At 67.0% G+C, this 18,964-nt stretch carries 14 protein-coding genes, 1 tRNA gene, 1 rRNA gene, 1 pseudogene and 1 riboswitch; of the genes and pseudogenes, 8 read left to right on the top strand and 9 right to left on the bottom strand.

Annotated features, from left to right (window positions below; all coding sequences use genetic code 11):
- Positions 1-108 precede the first annotated feature (108 nt).
- The 3 genes from AB4Z00_RS24990 to AB4Z00_RS25000 all read left to right on the top strand — a co-directional run bounded on the left by AB4Z00_RS24990 (position 109) and on the right by AB4Z00_RS25000 (position 6,434).
- Positions 109-2,199, top strand: coding sequence for an AsmA family protein (locus AB4Z00_RS24990; RefSeq protein WP_442047676.1), 2,091 nt, complete (start codon positions 109-111; stop codon positions 2,197-2,199).
- A 148-nt stretch (positions 2,200-2,347) separates the two neighbouring features.
- Positions 2,348-2,589, top strand: a riboswitch (cobalamin riboswitch).
- 199 nt (positions 2,590-2,788) lie between these two features.
- Positions 2,789-4,846: a TonB-dependent receptor plug domain-containing protein gene (locus AB4Z00_RS24995; protein ID WP_442047677.1), complete on the top strand. Its 2,058-nt coding sequence runs from the start codon at positions 2,789-2,791 to the stop codon at positions 4,844-4,846.
- A 4-nt stretch (positions 4,847-4,850) separates the two neighbouring features.
- Positions 4,851-6,434, top strand: a complete 1,584-nt coding sequence (locus tag AB4Z00_RS25000) for a PepSY domain-containing protein (RefSeq protein WP_442047678.1) — start codon at positions 4,851-4,853, stop codon at positions 6,432-6,434.
- Here AB4Z00_RS25000 and AB4Z00_RS25005 read toward each other — a convergent pair.
- Positions 6,400-7,344 carry an MBL fold metallo-hydrolase gene (locus AB4Z00_RS25005; RefSeq protein WP_442047679.1) on the bottom strand — a complete coding sequence of 315 codons (945 nt, stop codon included), beginning with the start codon at positions 7,342-7,344 and terminating at the stop codon, positions 6,400-6,402. The two genes, AB4Z00_RS25000 and AB4Z00_RS25005, sit on opposite strands and share 35 nt — an antisense overlap.
- Before the next feature lie 256 nt (positions 7,345-7,600).
- Between AB4Z00_RS25005 and AB4Z00_RS25010 the strand changes: the two genes are divergently transcribed.
- Positions 7,601-9,823, top strand: coding sequence for a TonB-dependent receptor (locus AB4Z00_RS25010; RefSeq protein ID WP_442047680.1), 2,223 nt, complete (start codon positions 7,601-7,603; stop codon positions 9,821-9,823).
- A gap of 97 nt (positions 9,824-9,920) precedes the next feature.
- Positions 9,921-10,541 carry a TetR/AcrR family transcriptional regulator gene (locus AB4Z00_RS25015; RefSeq protein ID WP_442047681.1) on the top strand — a complete coding sequence of 207 codons (621 nt, stop codon included), beginning with the start codon at positions 9,921-9,923 and terminating at the stop codon, positions 10,539-10,541.
- Between the two features lie 36 nt (positions 10,542-10,577).
- Here the strand turns inward: AB4Z00_RS25015 and AB4Z00_RS25020 are convergent, their stop codons facing one another.
- A complete protein-coding gene (locus tag AB4Z00_RS25020) occupies positions 10,578-10,940 on the bottom strand; it encodes a PRC-barrel domain-containing protein (RefSeq protein WP_134096304.1) in 363 nt (120 codons plus the stop codon).
- 422 nt (positions 10,941-11,362) lie between these two features.
- On the opposite strand from AB4Z00_RS25020, the gene AB4Z00_RS25025 reads away from it, so the two are divergent.
- A complete protein-coding gene (locus tag AB4Z00_RS25025; RefSeq protein WP_442047687.1) occupies positions 11,363-13,351 on the top strand; it encodes a beta-N-acetylhexosaminidase family protein in 1,989 nt (662 codons plus the stop codon).
- Positions 13,352-13,388: 37 nt separating this feature from the next.
- Here the strand turns inward: AB4Z00_RS25025 and AB4Z00_RS25030 are convergent, their stop codons facing one another.
- Entirely contained in the window at positions 13,389-14,192 is an 804-nt protein-coding gene (locus AB4Z00_RS25030; RefSeq protein WP_442047682.1) for an AraC family transcriptional regulator, read from the bottom strand.
- 149 nt (positions 14,193-14,341) lie between these two features.
- On the opposite strand from AB4Z00_RS25030, the gene AB4Z00_RS25035 reads away from it, so the two are divergent.
- Both AB4Z00_RS25035 and AB4Z00_RS25040 read left to right on the top strand, forming a co-directional pair.
- On the top strand, positions 14,342-15,037 hold the full coding sequence (locus AB4Z00_RS25035) for an O-methyltransferase (protein ID WP_442047683.1): 696 nt from the start codon (positions 14,342-14,344) through the stop codon (positions 15,035-15,037).
- Positions 15,037-15,783, top strand: coding sequence for a siderophore-interacting protein (locus tag AB4Z00_RS25040; RefSeq protein ID WP_442047684.1), 747 nt, complete (start codon positions 15,037-15,039; stop codon positions 15,781-15,783). Before AB4Z00_RS25035 ends, AB4Z00_RS25040 begins: the two co-directional genes overlap by 1 nt.
- A 56-nt stretch (positions 15,784-15,839) precedes the next feature.
- Here the strand turns inward: AB4Z00_RS25040 and AB4Z00_RS25045 are convergent, their stop codons facing one another.
- The 6 genes and pseudogenes from AB4Z00_RS25045 to rrf all read right to left on the bottom strand — a co-directional run bounded on the left by AB4Z00_RS25045 (position 15,840) and on the right by rrf (position 18,955).
- Positions 15,840-16,076: a tautomerase family protein gene (locus AB4Z00_RS25045; RefSeq protein WP_442047685.1), complete on the bottom strand. Its 237-nt coding sequence runs from the start codon at positions 16,074-16,076 to the stop codon at positions 15,840-15,842.
- Positions 16,077-16,080: 4 nt separating this feature from the next.
- Entirely contained in the window at positions 16,081-16,491 is a 411-nt protein-coding gene (locus AB4Z00_RS25050) for a (R)-mandelonitrile lyase (protein ID WP_442047686.1), read from the bottom strand.
- Between the two features lie 362 nt (positions 16,492-16,853).
- Positions 16,854-17,792: a magnesium transporter CorA family protein gene (locus AB4Z00_RS25055; protein ID WP_431567882.1), complete on the bottom strand. Its 939-nt coding sequence runs from the start codon at positions 17,790-17,792 to the stop codon at positions 16,854-16,856.
- Between the two features lie 261 nt (positions 17,793-18,053).
- Positions 18,054-18,401 (bottom strand): annotated as a pseudogene (locus tag AB4Z00_RS25060) (IS3 family transposase); the annotation flags it as partial.
- A 156-nt stretch (positions 18,402-18,557) separates the two neighbouring features.
- A tRNA-Met gene (locus AB4Z00_RS25065) sits at positions 18,558-18,634 on the bottom strand.
- Positions 18,635-18,840: 206 nt separating this feature from the next.
- Positions 18,841-18,955, bottom strand: a 5S ribosomal RNA gene (gene rrf, locus AB4Z00_RS25070).
- Positions 18,956-18,964 lie beyond the last annotated feature (9 nt).

Here is an 18,964-nt window from a genome sequence, read left to right on the forward strand (position 1 = left end):
CGTTCCCTCAGCCCCGCCCGATTGGGCTCTTTCGGGGATTTTTCGCCCGGACGTGCGGGACTTGCGCCTTGCCGGGAAACCAAACGGCCCGTCGGCGCTTAGGCCCACATGGATGCAGCGGCGCAGATCGATGTGCAGGACCATGCACGGGAAGAGACGGGGCATCGCCCCCCGGGCAAGCGGCCGGACCGCACCCGTCTGCTGCGCATCCTGCGCAATGTGCTGATCGCGATCGTCGCGCTGGTCTTCGCGGCCTGGCTGGTCCTCTTCATCACCAAGGGCCGGTTCCTGAAGCACCCCTTCGAACGCATCGCCAGCTCGGCCGCCGGGCGGCAGGTAAGGGTGGGCGGAGACTTCCAGCTCTACTTCGCACCGTTGCGCATCAAGTTCCTGGCTGACGGCCTGAGCGTCTCCAACCCGGAATGGGCGGGCCGCCCGCAGATGTTCGCCGCCCGCCATATCGAGGCGCGGATCGCCCCGCTTTCACTGCTGTTCGGCCGTCGTCACGTTCATACGCTGGACCTGCAGGGCGGCGCCGTGGACCTCGAATGGGACAAGGCCCATGGCCGCAACAGCTGGACTTTCGGCAGCGGCGGCGGGGGCAAGCCCTTCGAATTCCCCCGGATCGACCGCGCCACCATATCGGACACCCGCGTCCGCTATCTCGACCCGCAGATGCCGCTGCTTGCCAATCTGGTGGTCGATCCCGTCACTTCCACCGATGCCAGGATCGGCAAGGCGGTGTCGCTGCGCGGCGACGGCACCTTGCGCAGCACCCCGTTCCGCGTGAGCGCCCGGCTGCTCTCCCCAGACGCCACCGTCAATCGCGGCAGCAACGCCCTGGAACTCACGGCCTGGGCGGCGAACAACCAGGTCGACGTCTCGGGCACCCTGCCTTCCATCGCCGATTTCGAGGACGTGCCGCTCAAGGTCCGCGCCCGCGGGCGCGACTTGTCCGAACTGCTGGGCATCATCGACGTCGCCATTCCCCAGACCCGCCGCTACGCACTGAAAGCGCAGCTGGTGAAGGACGGGGAGACCTATCGCTTCACCGGCATGACCGGCACGTTCGGCCAGTCCGACCTTTCGGGCAAGCTGACGGTGACCAATGCCGAGCGGCTGCGGCTGGATGCCGTGCTGGCGACCAGGCGGCTGGACATCGTCGATGCCGCGCCGTTCATCGGCTACAACCCGGACATCGTGGCATCGAAAGGCGCCGTGGCCGCGGCCGCCGCCACCGGCGCGGGCGCCCAGCGCGTCCTGCCGGACGCCGCCCTGCCCGTGGAGACGATGCAGCGCTTCGACGCCGGGCTGGACTGGAAGGTCGGCGTGGTCCGCTCACGCAATGTGCCGGTGCAGAACATCGCCCTGAAGCTCTCGCTCGACCGGGGACGACTGGCCCTGTCGCCGCTGACATTCTCGATGGCGCGCGGCGATGTCGCCTCGGACCTGGTGTTCGACACGCGTCAGCGCCCCTCGGCCGTAAGCTACGACATTCGCCTCAAGTCCACGCCGATGGGCCGTCTGCTGGCCGGCTACGGCGTGGTGGAATCAGGCACGACCGGCACGATCGGCGGCCGCATCAAGCTGGAAGGCCGCGGCGACACGATCCACGATTCGCTCGCTTCGGCATCGGGCCGGATCGCCTTCATCATGCCCCGCGGCACTTTCTGGACGCGCAACGTGCAGCTGGCCGAGCTGGACCTCGGCACATTCGCCTCCAAGATGTTCGAGGGCAAGCTGAAGAAGCCCGTCCAGCTCAACTGCGGCCTGGTGGCCTTCACGGTCCGAGGCGGCACGGCGGCGGCCGACCCGATCCTGATCGACACGTCGAAGAATGTCATCACCGGGCGCGGCGGCTTCAGCTTCGATACCGAGGCGCTCGACATGGGCTTCCGCGCGGACGGCAAGAAGTTCAGCCTGTTTTCCGGGCAGTCACCCGTCGGCATCGGCGGCCGCTTCGCCAAGCCCTCCCTTCAGGTCATCAGCCCGCAATTGCTCGGCCGCGCCGGGGTGGGCCTTGGACTGGCCGTGGCGGCGACGCCGGTGGCGGGGCTACTCGCCTTCGTGGACGTGGGCGATGCCAAGTCCGCCGCCTGCGGCCCGGTGCTGTCGGGCGCCAATGCGCAGTCCCAGCGCACCGCCAAGGGCAAGCCGCGCGACGACGTCGGCTCCGGCCGTCCCGACAAGAACGACTGAGTTTCCTCCGCCGCGACAGCTCCGCTCGGAACGGACGTGAACCGGAACGGGCGCGCTCTGGCCGGCTTCGCCCACGCGAATACATCCCGCTTGCACAGGGCGCACGCCCCGGCTAGCTCATCGCGTCCGCCATTTCCGCAAGGAGGGCGGGCAATGATCGCGCTGGTGCCTCGAAAGAGGCTTAATAGGGAACACGGTGAGAGAGGCTTCCTCTTGAATCCGAGGCTGTCCCTGCAACTGTAAGCGGTGAGCGCGATGCACATCACGCGGCGGGGCAATGCCCCCTGCCGCAGCCACTGGGCCGGACGCTAAATCCTGCGAGGCCTGGGAAGGCCGTGCATCGAGCGATGACCCGTGAGCCAGGAGACCTGCCAGCGTACGGTCGCTCTTGCTTTGGTCCAGGGGATGGCCGGGGCACGGTGATTTTTCCGTCTGAGCGACGAACCAGCGGCAAGGGCCGCACGGTGCGCTGAGCGGTCGTCCCGAATCCGGGCGCCCGGCCGGTCAGTGCGCCGGTCGTTCGCGGGCCTGGGTTCGCGAGCGGCAGACCCTTGCCAAAAGCTCGCTTGGCGCCCGGCAGGGGAATGAAATGAAGATCGCAACCGTTTCGCACGCGGCGCTTGCCGCGGCGCTGACTCTCGCCTGCGCCGCGCAGGCCCGGGCCGCGGATGGCGGGAAGGTCGAGGGCCGGAAGTTCGGGGGCCTGGAGGCCGATGCCGCAGAGGCGGATGGCCCTTCGATCGTCGTCACCGGGCAGAGCCTGGAAGAGACGCTGCCGCAGGAACTCTCCCGCTACGGCAACGACGTCGTCACCGTCGATGAACGGCAGATCCGCAACAGCGGCGCGGTGGATGTGACCAAGGCGCTGGACCAAGTACCCGGCCTCTACGTGCGCGGCCGCAATGGCCCGTTCACTTACGTAGACGTCTCGCTGCAGGGTTCGCGCACGCAGGACGTGCTCTGGACGATGGACGGCATCCGCCTCAACAACCGCCTGTATGGCAGCACCTCGCCCAACGACACGCTGCCCGCCAGCATGATCGAGCGGATCGAGGTCCTGCGCGGCGGAGAGAGCGTGTTCTACGGCACCCAGGCCTCGGCCGGAGTGATCAACGTGGTGACGCGCAGCTTTTCCGACGATCCGGGCGGCCAGGTCAATGCCTCGGTCGACAGCTGGGGCGGCACGACCCTGGACGGCTATGCGCGCGGCGCCCTGGGCGACCACCGCTTCGTGGCCTATGCCTCGCACAATCGCTCGGAAGGCTACCTGCCCTACAGCGCCTATCAGCCCAGCCTCACCGACCGGCACCTCGGCTACGACTTGTGGTCGGCCGGGCTCAAGTACCAGTACGCGCTGGCGCCGGATCTCGCGCTCAACGCGCAGTACCAGCATACCGAGGCGAAGCTCGACAACCTATCCCCCACCCGCATTCGCGAGAGCCGCAACGACCGGAACGAGGAAGTGGCCAGCCTGCGGCTCGACTACACCGGCAGCGACAGTGTGCAGTTCTTCCTGAAAGGCTATTTCCACGACTGGAAGACCGCCTACATCCAGATCCGCAATTCGCTGCCCGGCCATCAGCCCCAGGTGATCTATCCAGCCGGCACCTTCTGGGGCTACCGCGACTGGGGCGGCAGCGCGGTGATGAAGCTGCATCTGCACCCCGGCCTGGAATACCTGCTGGGCTACGACTTCCAGAACTTCAGCGGCCGGGACGACGTGCTGCTGATCGCGCCGACCAGCGAGCAGGTCCACGCCGGGATCCTGCAGCTTCGCACCACCGACGAGATCTCGTCGAAGGGCCGCCTGGCGGCGGGCCTGCGCTACAATCGCACGGACGGCGCGCGCAAGACGATCTGGAACGTCTCGGGCCGCTACGACTTTGCCGAGGCGCTCTATCTGGAAGCCAATGGCGGCACCGCCTTCGTGCTGCCCGACGCCTCGCAGCTCTACGGCAACGACCCTTGCTGCGAGGTGGGCAATCCGAACCTCAAGGCGGAGCAGAGCCTTTCGCTCAACCTCTCGGCAGGCGGCATCCTGCCGCTGGGCGCGGCCTCGCTGGGCTGGAAGGCGACCTATTTCGACCGCCGCATCACGGACATGATCGACAGCGTCTACGACGATCCCGCCTTCCCCGGCGGCACTTACGCCAACCTCGACGGCAAGGTCCGCTCGCAAGGCGCGGAGCTGGAACTCGACGCGCGCTGGCCGGGCGGCTGGGGCATCTCGGCCAGCTACACATATGCCCGCGTGCGCGAAAAGGGCGCATCGACGCAGCTGGACCGCAACCCCAAGCAATATGCCAAGGCCGCCTTGTCCTATGCGCCCGAAGACCAGCCCTTCGGCGCGAGCCTCAACGCCAGCTGGATCGGCGATGTCTGGTCGACCGCATCCGGCGCGGGGCGGCAAAACTACGGCAACTACGCCCTGCTCGATGTCGGCGCCTATCTTTACGTCGATGGGGCGGCGCGGCGGAACCGCTTCGGCGTCAATATCGAGAACCTGCTCGACCGGGAATATGCCACGCGCGGCTACCTTTCGGCCGCGACCGACCAGGGCGTGCTCGATGGCAGCAACAGCCGCTTCCTCTATTTCAACCGGGGCGTGCCGCGCACGCTGCGGATGCAATACGGCCTGAGTTTCTGACGCCGTGACCGCGCTCCAGCCTTCCAAGGCGCCCGGTAGCCTGCTGCCCCGCAGCTTGCTGCCGCGCCCCGTCCTCGTCCTTCATCGCTGGCTCGGCGTCTTCGTCGGGCTGCTGATGACCCTCTGGTGCCTGTCGGGCTTCGTGATGATCTACGTGGACTATCCGAGGCTGGAGCCGGCAGCGCAGTTGCAGGGCCTGGCGCCGCTGCAACTGCCGCCCGGTCCGGTCTGGAACGATACCGCGTGGGAAGAGGCAGGCCTCGCGCCAGACCTGCCGATCGCCTCCGCGCGCGTCGAGATGATGGCCGGCCGCCCGGTCCTGCGGATCGTTTCCGCGGCCACCGGCGACCGCTCCATCGCGCAGATGCGGACCATGCCAGAAACCATCGACCTGGCCATGGGGCGGAAGCTTGCCCCGCCCGGGCGCGCCGACCTCGCCAGGATCGCGGCGGACTACGCCCGCGGCCATGCGATCGGCGGCGCAGCGCCCGCTCTGTCCGAAACCGGCATCGACCAGTGGACGGTGCAGACCTACCGGCGGAGCGCCCCGCTCTACCGCGCCGACTATGCCGATCCCGCCGAGACCGTGATCTACATCTCGGGCCGTTCGGGCGAGGTGGTGCAGGAGACCACCCGCTTCCAGCGCTTCTGGGGCTGGCTGGGCGCCGTGCCACACTGGCTGTATCCTACGATCCTGCGGCAGGACGGCGCGCTGTGGAACCAGGTCGTGGTCTGGACCTCGCTTTCCGGCTGCTTCCTCACCGGCACCGGCATCTGGGCCGGTATCGCGCGGCTGCAGCGCAGGCGGGACGGGACTCTTGGCTCGCCCTACAAGAGCCTGTGGTGGTGGCACCATGTCTTTGGGCTGTTCTTCGGCCTGCTGACCCTGAGCTGGGTCGCGAGCGGCCTGTTTTCGATGAACCCCTGGGGCTTCCTCGATTCCTCGGCCGGCCCTGCCGAGGCCGGGCGGCTGGCCGGGCCGATGCACTGGCGCGATGTGCGCCGGGCGCTCTCCGCGCTCGGCGACCTGCCGCGCGGCGCGCGCCGGGTGGAGGCCGCCCCGCTCGGCGGGCGCACTTTCCTGCTGGTATCGGGCCTGCCCATATCGGACGGCGAAGTTTCGTCGCAGCGCTTCGACGCTGCCGGCAGGCCCGCTCTCTTCGGCGAGGACGCGCTGCGCGCCGCGCTGTCGGGCAGGCCCTCGCTAGCCTCGCTCGAACTCCTGGAGGAAGAGGACGCCTACTACTATGGCCGCCGTTCCCCCGCGCCGCTTCCGGTCTGGCGCGCCCTTCTGGCCGATGCCGAGGCGACGCGCCTCTACATCGATCCGGTGAGCGGCCGGCTCCTGCGCGCTGTCGACCGTAACGGGCGCGGGTTCCGCTGGCTGCAGGACGGCCTGCACCGGCTGGACTTGCCGCTGCTGCGCCGGCGCCCGTGGTGGGACCTGGTGGTCCTGCCGCTGCTGGCCGCCGTCATGTTCGTCTGCGGCACCGGCACATGGATGGCCTGGAACAAGGTGCGCCGCGACGTGCGCTGCCTCTTCAGGATGGGGTTCAGAACGCCAGCGCGGCGCCCTGTTCGGCGATGACGTAGCGGACGGGCGGGCCGTCACCCTCGGCCAGCTGGCGGGCGATGGTCGCGGCGATCGCGGGGTCCCCGTCGACCGAGGGCTTGATATGGCCGATCACCACGGGCAGCCCCTTCATCGCCCCCGTCCCGCCCGACAGCTGCGCCAGCCGCGCCAGTTCGCGGTGCAGCCAGCGCGGGGTGAGGTGGCCGAACAGCTCGGCGTCCTTGCGCGGGTCGGGATAGGACGTCTCGACGATGATCGCGCGCAGATGCCCGGCGCGTACCAGCGGCGCCACGGCCTGCCAGAGCGCGTCGAGCCGGGTCGAATGCTCGACGGCATCGGCGCCGGTGTCCCCCATGCAGAGCAGCGCCTGCTCCCCTGCGCGGATGAGGAAGGCAGTGGACAGGGCGCCGCCGTGCGAAAGCGGAAATGCCGTGACGGTCAGGCCCGTCGCCGCGACCGGCACGGGCGCCGCGACGGGATCGAGATCCTGGTAATGATAGCGCGCCAGCAAGGGTGGCCGCCCGCGGTCGCCCATGTTGGGCCACGCGCTCCAGTTGAAGTAATCGGCCGCCAGCGCCGCATTCACTTCCGCCAGGGCCAGGATCGGCTTCGCGCTGTCGTCAGGCGAAACCATCACCAGGCCGGCGACATGGTCGAGATGCGGATGGGTGACGAGATAGGCGCCGATCCTGCGGTGCAGCACGTCCCCGGCGCGGGTGCCGGCCGGAAACCCGCCCCTGGCGATGGCCACGCGGATGCCCGGAACCAGCGTGCCGGCATCGCAGGCGAGCCCCTGCTCCTGCCCCTTCCGGGCGATGTACCAGGCGGTCGTCGAACCTTCGACCACGCCGCCTGCCACGCCCAGCGGCACGACATCGAAAGCACCGGAATCGGCGCCGGCATCGGCAGACGCGCCCGCAGCCATCGTGAGTGCCGAGAGGGACAGACCGGCGGCCGCCGCGAAACCATACCGTCGCAAAAATGTCATAATTTCAATAAACATATGACCGGGTTACGATTTCTTGTGGATGCACGGAAGAAATTTATCGGAAATGTCACAATCGGGGGCTAAGGGCCGCGCTTCAAGGAAGAACGCCGGTGCGACCCCCTGTCCGCCAGACCACAAGGTCTCGCGGGCGCGGCGGCTCGTCAGCTACCGGCCGCGCGCAAGGGGTGCAACGATGAAGACGAAGACTTACTGGCTGGCCAGCGTGCCGGCACTTCTGGCCGGCGCGACGCCTGCTCTGGCCCAGACCGCGCCGGACACCCTCGACGCTTCCGCCGACATCGTCGTCACCGCCCAGCGCCGCCCCGAAAACATCCGCGACGTGCCGATCGCCGTCTCGGTCCTCTCCGGAGACAAGATCAGCGCCATCGCCGAAGGCGGCGGCGACATTCTCTCGCTGGCGGGCCGCACGCCCAGCCTCTACGTCGAAAGCTCGAATGGCCGCTACGCCCCGCGCCTCTACATTCGCGGCCTCGGCAACGTGGACTTCGACTTCAACGCCTCCCAGCCGGTCTCGGTCGTGCTCGACGACGTGGTGCTGGAGAACGTCTACCTCAAGGGCTTCCCGATCTTCGACCTCGACAGCGTGGAAGTGCTCAAGGGCCCGCAAGGCACGCTGTTCGGCCGCAACACCCCGGCCGGCGTCGTCAAGATGGACACCCGCCGCCCCGGCGACCATGCCGAAGGCCAGGCGCAGTTCACCGTGGGCGAACTCGGCACGATCCGCGCCGAAGTGGGCGCGACCATCCCGGTTTCGAGCACCCTGTCGCTGCGCGTCGCCGGCCTTGCCAACCACCGCGAGGACTGGGTGAACAACGCCTATGACGCCTCCTTCACCAAGCCCGGCAAGGACCTTGGCGGCTTCGACGACATCGCCGGCCGCATCCACGCCCTGTGGAAGCCGGACGATCGCCTTTCGGTGCTGCTGACGCTCCAGGCCCGTTCCTATCGCGGCACCGGCACGCTCAACCGCGCCAATGTGCTGACCACTGGCTCGAACAAGCTCAACGACCGCTACGACCGCGACACCGTCTATTACGACGGCGGCCGCAACAACCCGCAGGCGCAGGACACCACCTCCGAGGCGCTGCATGTCGACTACGACCTGGGCGGCGCGACGCTGACCGCCATCGTCTCGGCCTATCAGGGCAGCAGCTCGGGCCGCGGCGACATCGACGGCGGCGTGCTCGGCACCACGGCAGGCAGCGGCACCATTCCGTTCAACTCGGAAACCGGCACCCTTTCCAGCGACCTCGACCAGCAGACCTACGAAGTCCGCCTCGCCAGCAATGGCGATACCCGCTTCGGCTGGCAGGTCGGCGCGTTCTACTGGCGCGAGAAGTTCGAGCTGATCTCGGCCTCGTGGAACGGCACCGGCGGCATTAATCCCACGGTGATCTCCGAACTGCGCCAGAAGAGCGACAGCTGGTCGGTCTTCGGGCAGGTCCACTACGACGTGACCGACAGCCTGCGCTTGACCGGCGGCGCCCGCTGGACCCGCGACCAGCGCGACCTCGACGCCGCCCGCACCCTCGGCGCGCCTTTCGCGGATTCGCGCCATGTGGGCGACAAGCAGCCGAGCTGGGACGTCAGCGCGCTCTATAAAGTCAGCCCGCAGGTCAGCCTGTTCGGCCGCATCGCCCACGGCTATCGCGGTCCTTCGATCCAGGGCCGCATCGCCACCTCGAACATCCTGACGACGGCGGATTCGGAAACGATCACGTCCTATGAAGCCGGCATCAAGGCGGCCACGCCCGACAACCTCTTCCGCGTGGATCTCACCGGCTATATCTACGACCTGAAGGACCCGCAGTTCACCGCCATCGGCGGCCAGGGCAACTTCAACCAGCTCATCAACGCCAAGCGCGGCAAGGGCCGGGGCGTCGAATTCGAAGCCACCGCCAACCCGGTTCGCGGCCTCCAGTTCAACGGCGGCGTTTCCTACAACTTCACCAGGATCGACGACCCGGACCTGCTGGTCGCCTTCTGCGGTGCGGCCTGCACCGTGCGCGATCCCATCGTCAACGTGGGCACCACGCGCCGCGCCTCGATCAACGGCAATCCCTTCCCGCAGGCGCCGCGCTGGCTGTTCAACTTCAACGCCTCGTACACTTACGAGCTGGCGAGCGGCAGCAAGCTCTACGCCCAGACCGACTGGGTGGCGCAGAAGGACTTCAACCTGTTCCTTTACGACGCCACCGAATTCCACGTCGGCACGAACTTCGAAGGCGGTGCGCGCATCGGCTGGCGTTCGCCCTCCGACGCGGTGGACGTCTTCGTGTTCGGCCGGAACATCACCAACGAGTCGAACGTGATCGGCGCGATCGATTTCAACAACCTGACCGCCTTCGTGAACGACCCCCGCGTCCTGGGCGCCGGCGTCAACTTCCGCTTCTGACGATACCCGGCGGCCCTCTGCGGAGGGCCGCCGCATCGCGCGACCGAAGGCATATTCAACGCTGTTCATTTTAACGGCATTTGTTACATTGCCGCGCATGGGCAGACGATCGGACCATAGCCGCAAGGAACTGGAACAGATGCTGATCGTGGAGGGGCACAAGCACCTCGCGGAAGTCGGCTTCGCGCGCTTTTCCGCAAGGGAAGTGGCCAAGCGGATCGGCTATTCGATCGGCACGCTCTACAACGTCTTCGGCACGTACGATCAGCTGCTGATCGCCATCAACACGCGGACCTTCGTGCTCTGGACGGACTACATCCGGCAGGCCCTGGCCAGTGGCGCAGAGGACCGCATCCGCGTGCTGGTGGAAGGCTATTTCGGCTTCGCCCGCGCCAATCGCAATGCCTGGCTGGCGATCTACGACCATCACCTTCCGCCCGACGTCACGATCCCGCCCGAACAGGACGTTCTGCGCGGCGGCCTGACCGAAATGGTGGTGGACGAAGTGCGCGCCGTGCTGCCGCCTGCCTGCCAGGCCGACGCCCCGCGCCTTGCCCGCTCGCTCGTGGCCACCGTCCACGGCCACTGCATGTTCGACCTCAACGGGTCCTTCGCGCTGATGGGCGAGCAGGAACCCGCCGCTCTCGCCCTGGCCCGCGTGCGCGAAAGCCTGGCGGCAGCCCGCTCCAGCGATGGAACGGTGCTGCCGGCGGCGTGATCGGGCCGAACTTGCCCAGCCGAACCGGAGCGCCGCCTAAGCGATCGGCCCCGGCGCGGTCCCGTAATAGCTCGACACGCGGTCGGCATAGGCCTGGTTGAACTCCGGCGCGTTGTTGGCCCAGCTCGGCCCGCCTTCCAGCACCCGCCGGTCGATCGTCACGATATAGTCGTCGTCCGTGGCGTCATAGGCCAGGACGCTGAAGGGCACCGGGTAGAAGCTCTTGTTGAACCCCAGGAACCCGCCCAGGCTGAGCACCGCGTAAGTCGATTGACCCGAACGCTTGTCGACCATGAAGGCCTTGATGTGCCCGAGGTTGTCGCCATCGCGCGAACGCACCTTGAGCCCGGTGGTGTCCGCCTCGACAAGCATAGGCGTGACTGCGGGGATTTCGGTCATGAATGTCTCCTTGTTTCGCCGCGAGTGCGTGCGGTCGGGCCGGTCGGCACAGTCCGGCCGCGAACCCGCTTCAGGCTCCCATCGCGGGCTGCGCGGCGCTGATGTCCCTGAGCCATGAAGCGTTCCTCGAATGCGGGAAGTCCGTTCTGAACGCGCGGTACACCCAGCCGTTCCGTTGCTTCCCTCCTCCCGCTCGCACGAGCTATGGCCTGCGGAGAGGCCAGCGATGAACAGAACGGGTCCGATGCCTCCGGAGCGACGGAATCGCCCGGTTGCGGCGCGGGCCACCCTCGGATTGGACCTAGGTTGGCGTTATCGCATCGCGCGCCTCGCCTTGCGCGGTCTTAATGGGTTGCGGCCAACCGCCAAAGCGATTAGCCATTTCCGATAATACCACTATGATACCGGGGAGAATGGGGTTGATGCAAGGTAACGGCAGCGCGGTCGCACGCTCGTCCATGATCCTGATGGCTGCGGGACTGGCCCTTTCGGCGAGCCCCGCCCTGGCCGGCACGGTGACACTGCCTGTCGTGATACCGGCCCCGACCTCGATCAAGCTGACGGGCGGCGCCTTGGCCCTGGGCACTTCGGTCGTCCTGGTGACAGCGCCCGGAGTCGACCCCGAGACCGTCGTGCTGCTTCGCAAGGTTCTATCGGCCGCCGGCGTGGAAACCATCACCACGGCGCGCAAGCTCCCTTCGGTTTTCCAGCAGCCCTATATCGTGCTCGGGACGGGGGAGAACGCCCTCGTCCGCGATGCCTTGGCGCGCACCGGTGCCTCGCTCGACACGCATGCCGAAGGCTATACGATCGCCAGCCGCCCGATCGGCAGCGGCGGCCTGATCGCGCTGGCCGGCCGCGATGGCGACGGACTGTTCCACGCCGTGCAGACCTTTCGCCAGATCGCCGCACAGCCCGTCCTGCCCGCGCTCGTCATCCAGGACCATCCGGCAATGCCCATCCGCGGCACGATCGAGGGGTTCTACGGCGCGCCCTGGACCATGGCGGACAGAACCAGGCATCTCGATTTCCTCGCCAGCGTAAAAGCGAACACCTACGTCTACAGCCCCAAGGACGATCCCTTTGCGCGCGACCGCTGGCGGGAGCCCTACCCGGCCGAGACCCTGGCCGCGCTGGGCAAGCTGGCCGCGACGGCGCGGCGAAACCATGTGGACTTCGTCTACGCAATCTCCCCCGGACCGTCGGTCTGCTTCTCCGATCCGGCGGACCGCGACGCGATGGAGCGAAAGCTCGATGCCCTGCGGACGATCGGCGTCCACAGCTTCTACGTGGCGCTCGACGATATCGAATACACCAAGTGGAATTGCGACCGGGACGCGGCTGCCTTCGGGCCTTCGGGGGCGGAAGCGGCCGGTGTCGCCCAGGCGGCGCTGCTTAACGCGGTGCAGGCGGACCTCCTGCGGAAGGACAAGGCATCGCGCCCGCTGATCATGGTGCCGACCGAGTATTACGATGCGAAAGAAAGCCCGTACAAGGCCGCCCTGCGCAAGCATCTCGATCCCCGGGTCGTGGTGCAGTGGACCGGCACGGACGTGGTGCCTCCCGCCATCTCGATCCCGGATGCCCGCGCCGCGACCAAGGCCTTCGGCCGCAAGACGCTGCTCTGGGACAACTACCCCGTGAACGACTACGCCACCACGACCGGACGCCTGCTGCTGGCCCCTTATGCCCGCCGCGAGGCCGGGCTGTCCGAGGAGCTGACCGGCATCCTGTCGAACCCGATGAACCAGGAGGCGCCCAGCCGCGTCGCCGTGACCGGCGTTGCCGCCTTCGGGTGGAACGACAAGGACTACGACGCCGATCGCACTTGGCGCGCCGCTGCCCGCGAACTGGCCGGCGGCGACGCGCAGGCCGCGGCCGCACTCCTGCTGTTCTTCGACACCCAGCACATGGCGCCGACGTTCGGCAGTCAGCCCTGGCAGGAGCAGGCGCCGGCCCTGAAAGCCGCGCTCGACCGGACGCGCGACGCCATCGCGCAGGGTGACGGTACCGCGCGCCGCCTCGCCATCGCGGAGCTGGGGCGCCGGGCCGATGAGATCGCCGGCGCGCCCGACATCATCCGCTCGGGCACCGTCGATCCCGGCTTCGCCGAACAATCCCGCCCCTGGCTGGATGCCATGGCCCTCTGGGGCCGCGCGCTTCAGCTGACCGCTGCCGGTCTAGACGCGGCGGATCGGGGCAGCGAGGCGGCCTCCCGTTACTTCGCCGGCGCCCAGCGCCTTGCTGCCGAAGCCGCTGCGATCCAGACCATTCCCGGCGCAACCCGGTTCGGCGGCGCGATCAAGCTGGCCGACGGCGTCCTGGACCGGTTCATCGCCGATGCGCCGACCCTGATCGCGTCCGGGAAGCAGGACAGCGGTATGTCGGCAGAACGGCCCGTCGCCCCGTAAAGGGCATTAAGACTTTCCCCTCACTCGATTTGCAGGCTCACCCGGCATGGCGCTCGGCCATGTATCGGGCGGGCGAAGTCCCCAGCGTCTTGCGGAACATGGTCACGAAGCTCGGCACGCTCTCGTAGCCGAGGTCGGCGGCGACCTGCTGGATGGTGGCGCCGCCGGCCAGCCATTTGATCGCCAGGACGACGCCCAACTGCCTGCGCCACTGCCCGAAGCTCATGCCGGTTTCGCGATGGACGATGCGCAGCATGGTCCGCTCGCTGAGCCCGGCGCACTTTGCCCAGCTCGCAACGGAGCCGCGATCCGAAGGCGCGGCGATCATCGCATCCATGATCCGGCGCAGGCGGCTGTCGCTGGGCATCGGCAGGTGGAGATCCTCCACGCGCGCCGCGGCAAGTTCGTCGAGGATGACCGAAACGAGCCGGGAATTGGCACCGTCCTCTTCGTAGAGATAACTGAGATGGGCAGCGCGCGCGAGCAGCTCGCGCAGCAGCGGGGTCACCGCCACGGCGCAGCTCGCCTTGGGCAGCGCACCGCTCAGGGCGGGATCGACGAAGGCGCAATATCCCTCCAGCGCGCCCGTGATCCGGAAGGAATGCAAGGCGCCGCYGGGAATCCAGATCGCGCTGCGCGGAGGCACGATCCAGAGACCGCCCTCGACCTCGCAACTGATCGCCCCCCGCAGGACCAGCAGGATCTGACCCTTCCGATGCCGGTGAGGATCGAGTTCGAAGTCCTCCTCGTCCGTCATCGCTGCACCGAAGGCCACGATCGGCCGCGGGACGTCATCGGGCTCGACCCACTCCGTGACATCGGCGGGATTCAGAACCGGCACAGGCATGATCCCGGCTGCGACGCCGCATTGGCGGTATTGAATAACAACATGGCAAGCCTTCGTAATGACGCCACCCGGCCGCGTCCTTATCCCGGACGGCAGGCACCGTCGAGGCGCCTTCGTCCTCGCCCATCCCTGAAGGAACAGCCGTGAACACTCTGGACAGCCCGCGCGTGGCCGCGCTTCTCGAACGACTGCATGAGACCGCCGAAGCATCGGATCGCGAACACCTTGCGATGATGATGGCCAAGCTGAACGCCCCGGGCGCCACGATCGAAGAGGTCGTCAGGGAGCACCTGGCCGCGGAACGGCAGGACTATCCGGCCATCTACCAGAGCTATGCCGGGAATTTCCTGGCGATATCGCCGGAATTCGGCCGCTTCCTCTATGCCCTCGTCCGCGCGACCGGAGCGCGGCGCATCGTGGAATTCGGGACCTCGATGGGCATTTCCACCCTCTATCTCGCGGCCGGCCTGCGCGACAATGGCGGCGGGATCGTCATCGGCACCGAACTAGAGCCCGGCAAAGTCGCGAAAGCCCGTGACCATCTGGCCGCAGCCGGTCTGGACGACCTCGTCGAGATCCGGGAAGGCGACGCCTTGCAAACGCTGCGCGACACGGGCGGCGGGATCGACCTGGCCCTCATCGATGGCGCCATGTCGCTGTACCTGCCGGTTCTCAAACTGATCGAACCCCGCTTGCGAACGGGCGCCGCGGTCATTGGCGAAAATGCCTTCGACCCTGCCTACCAGGCCTATATCCATGATCCGGCGAACGGCTATCTCTCGCAGCCGCTGCCGATCGGCGAGGGGCGCGGCAATGAATTCACGGTGAGGATCGCCTGATGGTGGAAGCCCACAACGATCCCGCCGCGCCCGAACGGAAGCCGGGCCGCATCGGCAAGGCCCTGATCGGGCTGCTCATGAAGCGCGCCGCCATCGCCGCCAATACGCCGCTGGGCGAGCGCTTCCGCCTCGTCTCGCTGGAAGGTCCCGCGCTTCGGTCCGCGCAATGGGCGCCCGGTCAGAAAGTGCAGATCGCCATGGATTCCGCCTTCGTCGCACGCACCTACACGCCGATGGACTGGGATGCCGATAGGGGCCGAATGCAGTTCTTGGGTTTTGCGCATGGCAGCGCGCCGGGCAGCCACTGGCTCCGGGAGGCCCGCGAAGGCGACGAGTGCCACCTGTTCGGCCCCCGTCCCTCGCTCGACTTGCGCCCCTTTGACGGTCCGATCGCGTTCTTTGGTGACGAAACCTCCCTCGGACTGGCCTGCGCGGCGGCGCGGCACGATCCCCGGCGCATCGTCTCGGGATATTTCGAAGTCGATGACGAGACGGAGAGCACCGCCGTGGCCGACCAACTGAGCATGGGCGCAGTGCACATCTTCCAACGATCGGCCGACGATGCCCACCTTGCCGACATGGAGGCGGCCCTTCCCGCGCTGGCAGGCGCGGGCCATGCCTTCGTCCTGACCGGCAAGGCCGGAACGGTGCAACGGCTGCGGCTGGCGCTGAAACGGCATGGCGTGCCGCCGGGCCGGATCAGGACCAAAGCCTATTGGGCACCCGGCAAAGTCGGGATGGATTGAGTGCGAGAGGCGCGAAGCCGGGCCATAGGCGCTGGCTTCGCGATACGCCGCGCGGCTCAGGCAGGTGGGTCGACATAGCCCGGCCGCTTCGACAGGCTCGGCCATTTGCCGAGAATGTCGGGCTTCACGACCTGGTCTTCCCAGTCCTCGGCAGCGATCTCATCGAAGCCGATGGAAATCGCTCCCTCGCCGTAGCCCAGATGGTTCATCACGCCTTGCGCGATAAAATCGGACAGGGCCTGCTTCTGCTGCTCGGATTTGCCCGGCCACAGCTTCACGATGACATGCGGCATCGGCTCAATCCTTCGCCAGTGGCGCGAGATACTGCTCGTCGGTCACTTTCTCCATCCAGGTGACAGGGGTGCCGTTGACCACTTCCTGCACGGCGATATGGGTCATGCCCTCATGCGGCGTGGCGCCGTGCCAGTGCTTGTGCTCGGCGGGACACCAAAGGATGTCGCCGGCATGGAATTCCAGTTTGGCGCCGCCCTCGATCTGCGTCCAGCCTACGCCCTCGGTCACGATCAGCGTCTGCCCGGCCGGATGGCTATGCCAGGCCGTGCGCGCGCCCGGCTCGAAGTGCACGATGGCGCCGGACACGCGCGAGGGATCCTCGCGCTGGAACTGGCCGGTGATCGTGACCTTGCCGGTGAAACAGGCCTCGGGGCCTTCGACGGTCTTCATGTCTGCCTTGCGGGTGATATCCATGGGGCGAGTGCCTTCCTGAGCTTGAGCGGTGCAAACGGGCGCCGAGAGCGCGGCCATCCGATCATGCCGACCGCCCTTTTCGACGTTGCTGATGGCCGGCCCGCACGCGCGAACCGCCGGCTCCTCATCTAGGCTTTCCGGGCCGCCGCCATTAGCCCCGCCTCCGGCAACGCACCGATGAACAGGCCTCAACAATGCGGCAGGCGGTGCCAAGCCTCTCCACGGCGCCCATGCCGCCGGGGCGCGCGGTTGTTGAACAAGACCACACGGAGCGTCACCCGGCCTGGCCTCGGAAAATCTCGACCGCTAACCGCGATGCGCCGACAGGCCGGGCTGTAATGGCCGGGTCGCCGTTCCCAGGCCTAGATCCAACCGCGCCACTTGAACCAAAGATAGGGAATCACGGTCGACAGCACGCAGAGCGCCAGCGCGAAGGGGTAGCCCAGCGGCCAGTCCAGTTCGGGCATGAGCTTGAAATTCATGCCGTAGACCCCGACCACCATCACCGGCGGAATGCCGACGACCGAGGCCACCGTCAGCACTTTCACGACATCGTTCTGTTCGATGTTGATGAAGGCGGTAGCGGCATCCTGCTGGAGCTGGATACGCCCGCCCAGGCTGGTCTCGAATTCGTCCAGCGAATTGATGTCATGGCGGATCGATTCGAACCTTTCGCGCAGGTTCTCGTCGAGCTTGGGCGTGCATCGGTCCAGAACGAAGCTTATCATCCGGCCGATGCTCAGGAACGCGTAGCGCACGCGCGAGGCACGGTCGCTGGCCTGGCCCATATCCCTTATGATCTCCCGGATCTTTCGCGTTTCCTTGCGAAGGCCCGGTCGTGCCTCTTCCTCGAAGAACAGCGCCTGCGAAGCGCGGGAGAGAATTTCCGAAGCGTGCTCGAGATGGTCTGCCGCGCGGTCCACCACGTCCTCCAGCAACGTGATCAATACGCTCGGCGGAGTCAGGTCCGCGCTGTCCCGCAGCTGGCCGGCGACGGCGTCAAACGGTGCAAGGTCGGAATAGTGGACCGTTACGAGCACGTCCGGCGTAAGAATGAAGCCCGTGGGCGCCAGCTTCCAGTGATTTGTCGTGGTGCCGGCGATCAGGGGCGCGGTCATGTACAGGACATGGCCATCGACGCGCAGACGGCTCGAAGTCTCGATTTCCCGAAGCGTGTCCAGGTCGGGGATACGTATGCCGTACCGTTTCTCGATCCGGGCCTTTTCGGCCTCGTCGGGCGACATCAGATCGATCCACGCGGCGCTGGCCTCCGTTTCGCTGCCAGGAAATGATCTCAGCACTTTGCTCTCCGCCCCGATATCGATTTCACCGTCCCGTCGTCCGGATCTCTTCCATGGCGATGTGACATGTGGCGAAGGCGAAGTCGATCCAGCGGTGCAGGAGCGGCGTGAAAATCGGATGTAAGGTTGCAAGGGTCGGGGCGGTGCTGCCTCTGCGCGAGCCGCCTGGAACGAAGCCGCGATCCCGGCCGCCTGTGCGAAATGGATGAGCACGGTCAGGGGCCGAAGGTTGAGCCGCCGCATGAAGCGAGCGCGATGCGCCGGTGTGCAACCGCCACGCGCCCGTTTTCCACCGCGACGGCGGCGGACCAACAGACCGACAGCACCCTTGGTACAGCCGGGAGAGTTTCTTGTGGTTCATCATCAATCCCGAGCGTTCGAGCATGATGCCGATCCGGCGACAGCCCAAGCGTCGCCGCTTGGCGGCGACTTCACGGATGGTGGCCCGGATAGCGCTATGGTCTGGCGGACGTTTGCGCCGGACGGTCCTGGGATCGACGCCAATCAGGACGAAGGCCCGGCGCAGGTTTGGCGTCGTCAGACTTTTCCCAACAAGTCCGTCAGGATGATGTTGTCGAGCATGCAGTTCGGAAGGACCAGGTCCAGTTGCCGGGCGCGTCGGTGTAAGGTCAGTTGCACACGCAAGGTGCCATCCCTGCGGCGTGCTCCTGCTCAGGTTCTACTGCCGCGCGTGCGGCACCAAGGCGCGCGCATACGAGCGCGCTTGCCTGGGCTGGGCTGTCGTGTGTGTGGGGGGGTTGTTCATGGTTGCGGGGGCAGGATTTGAACCTGCGACCTTCAGGTTATGAGCCTGACGAGCTACCGGGCTGCTCCACCCCGCGTCACCATTGAGGGCTGAGCGTGTCAGCCTTGAAGCGTGTTTTGTCGTCCGTTTCGGGCGGTGCCGGCGTGGACGGCGGGGTGCTTCTTCCCCGCGTGATGATGGCTGCGTTCGTCATGAACGCGAACAGGGCCCTTATGGGGCCCTGTTKGAGGGCATTTGCCCTTTGTCATTGTGATGGGTTTTTTACAGCACGCCGGCTTCAATGCCTGGCGACGTCCTACTCTTCCAACGCTTGAGCGTTAGTACCATTGGCGCTGTCAGGTTTCACGGCCGAGTTCGAGATGGGATCGGGTGGGTCACTGACGCTATGGTCACCAAGCAATGGAGA

Source organism: Novosphingobium sp. YAF33 (assembly GCF_052113265.1).
In the GTDB taxonomy this organism is placed as follows: domain Bacteria; phylum Pseudomonadota; class Alphaproteobacteria; order Sphingomonadales; family Sphingomonadaceae; genus Novosphingobium.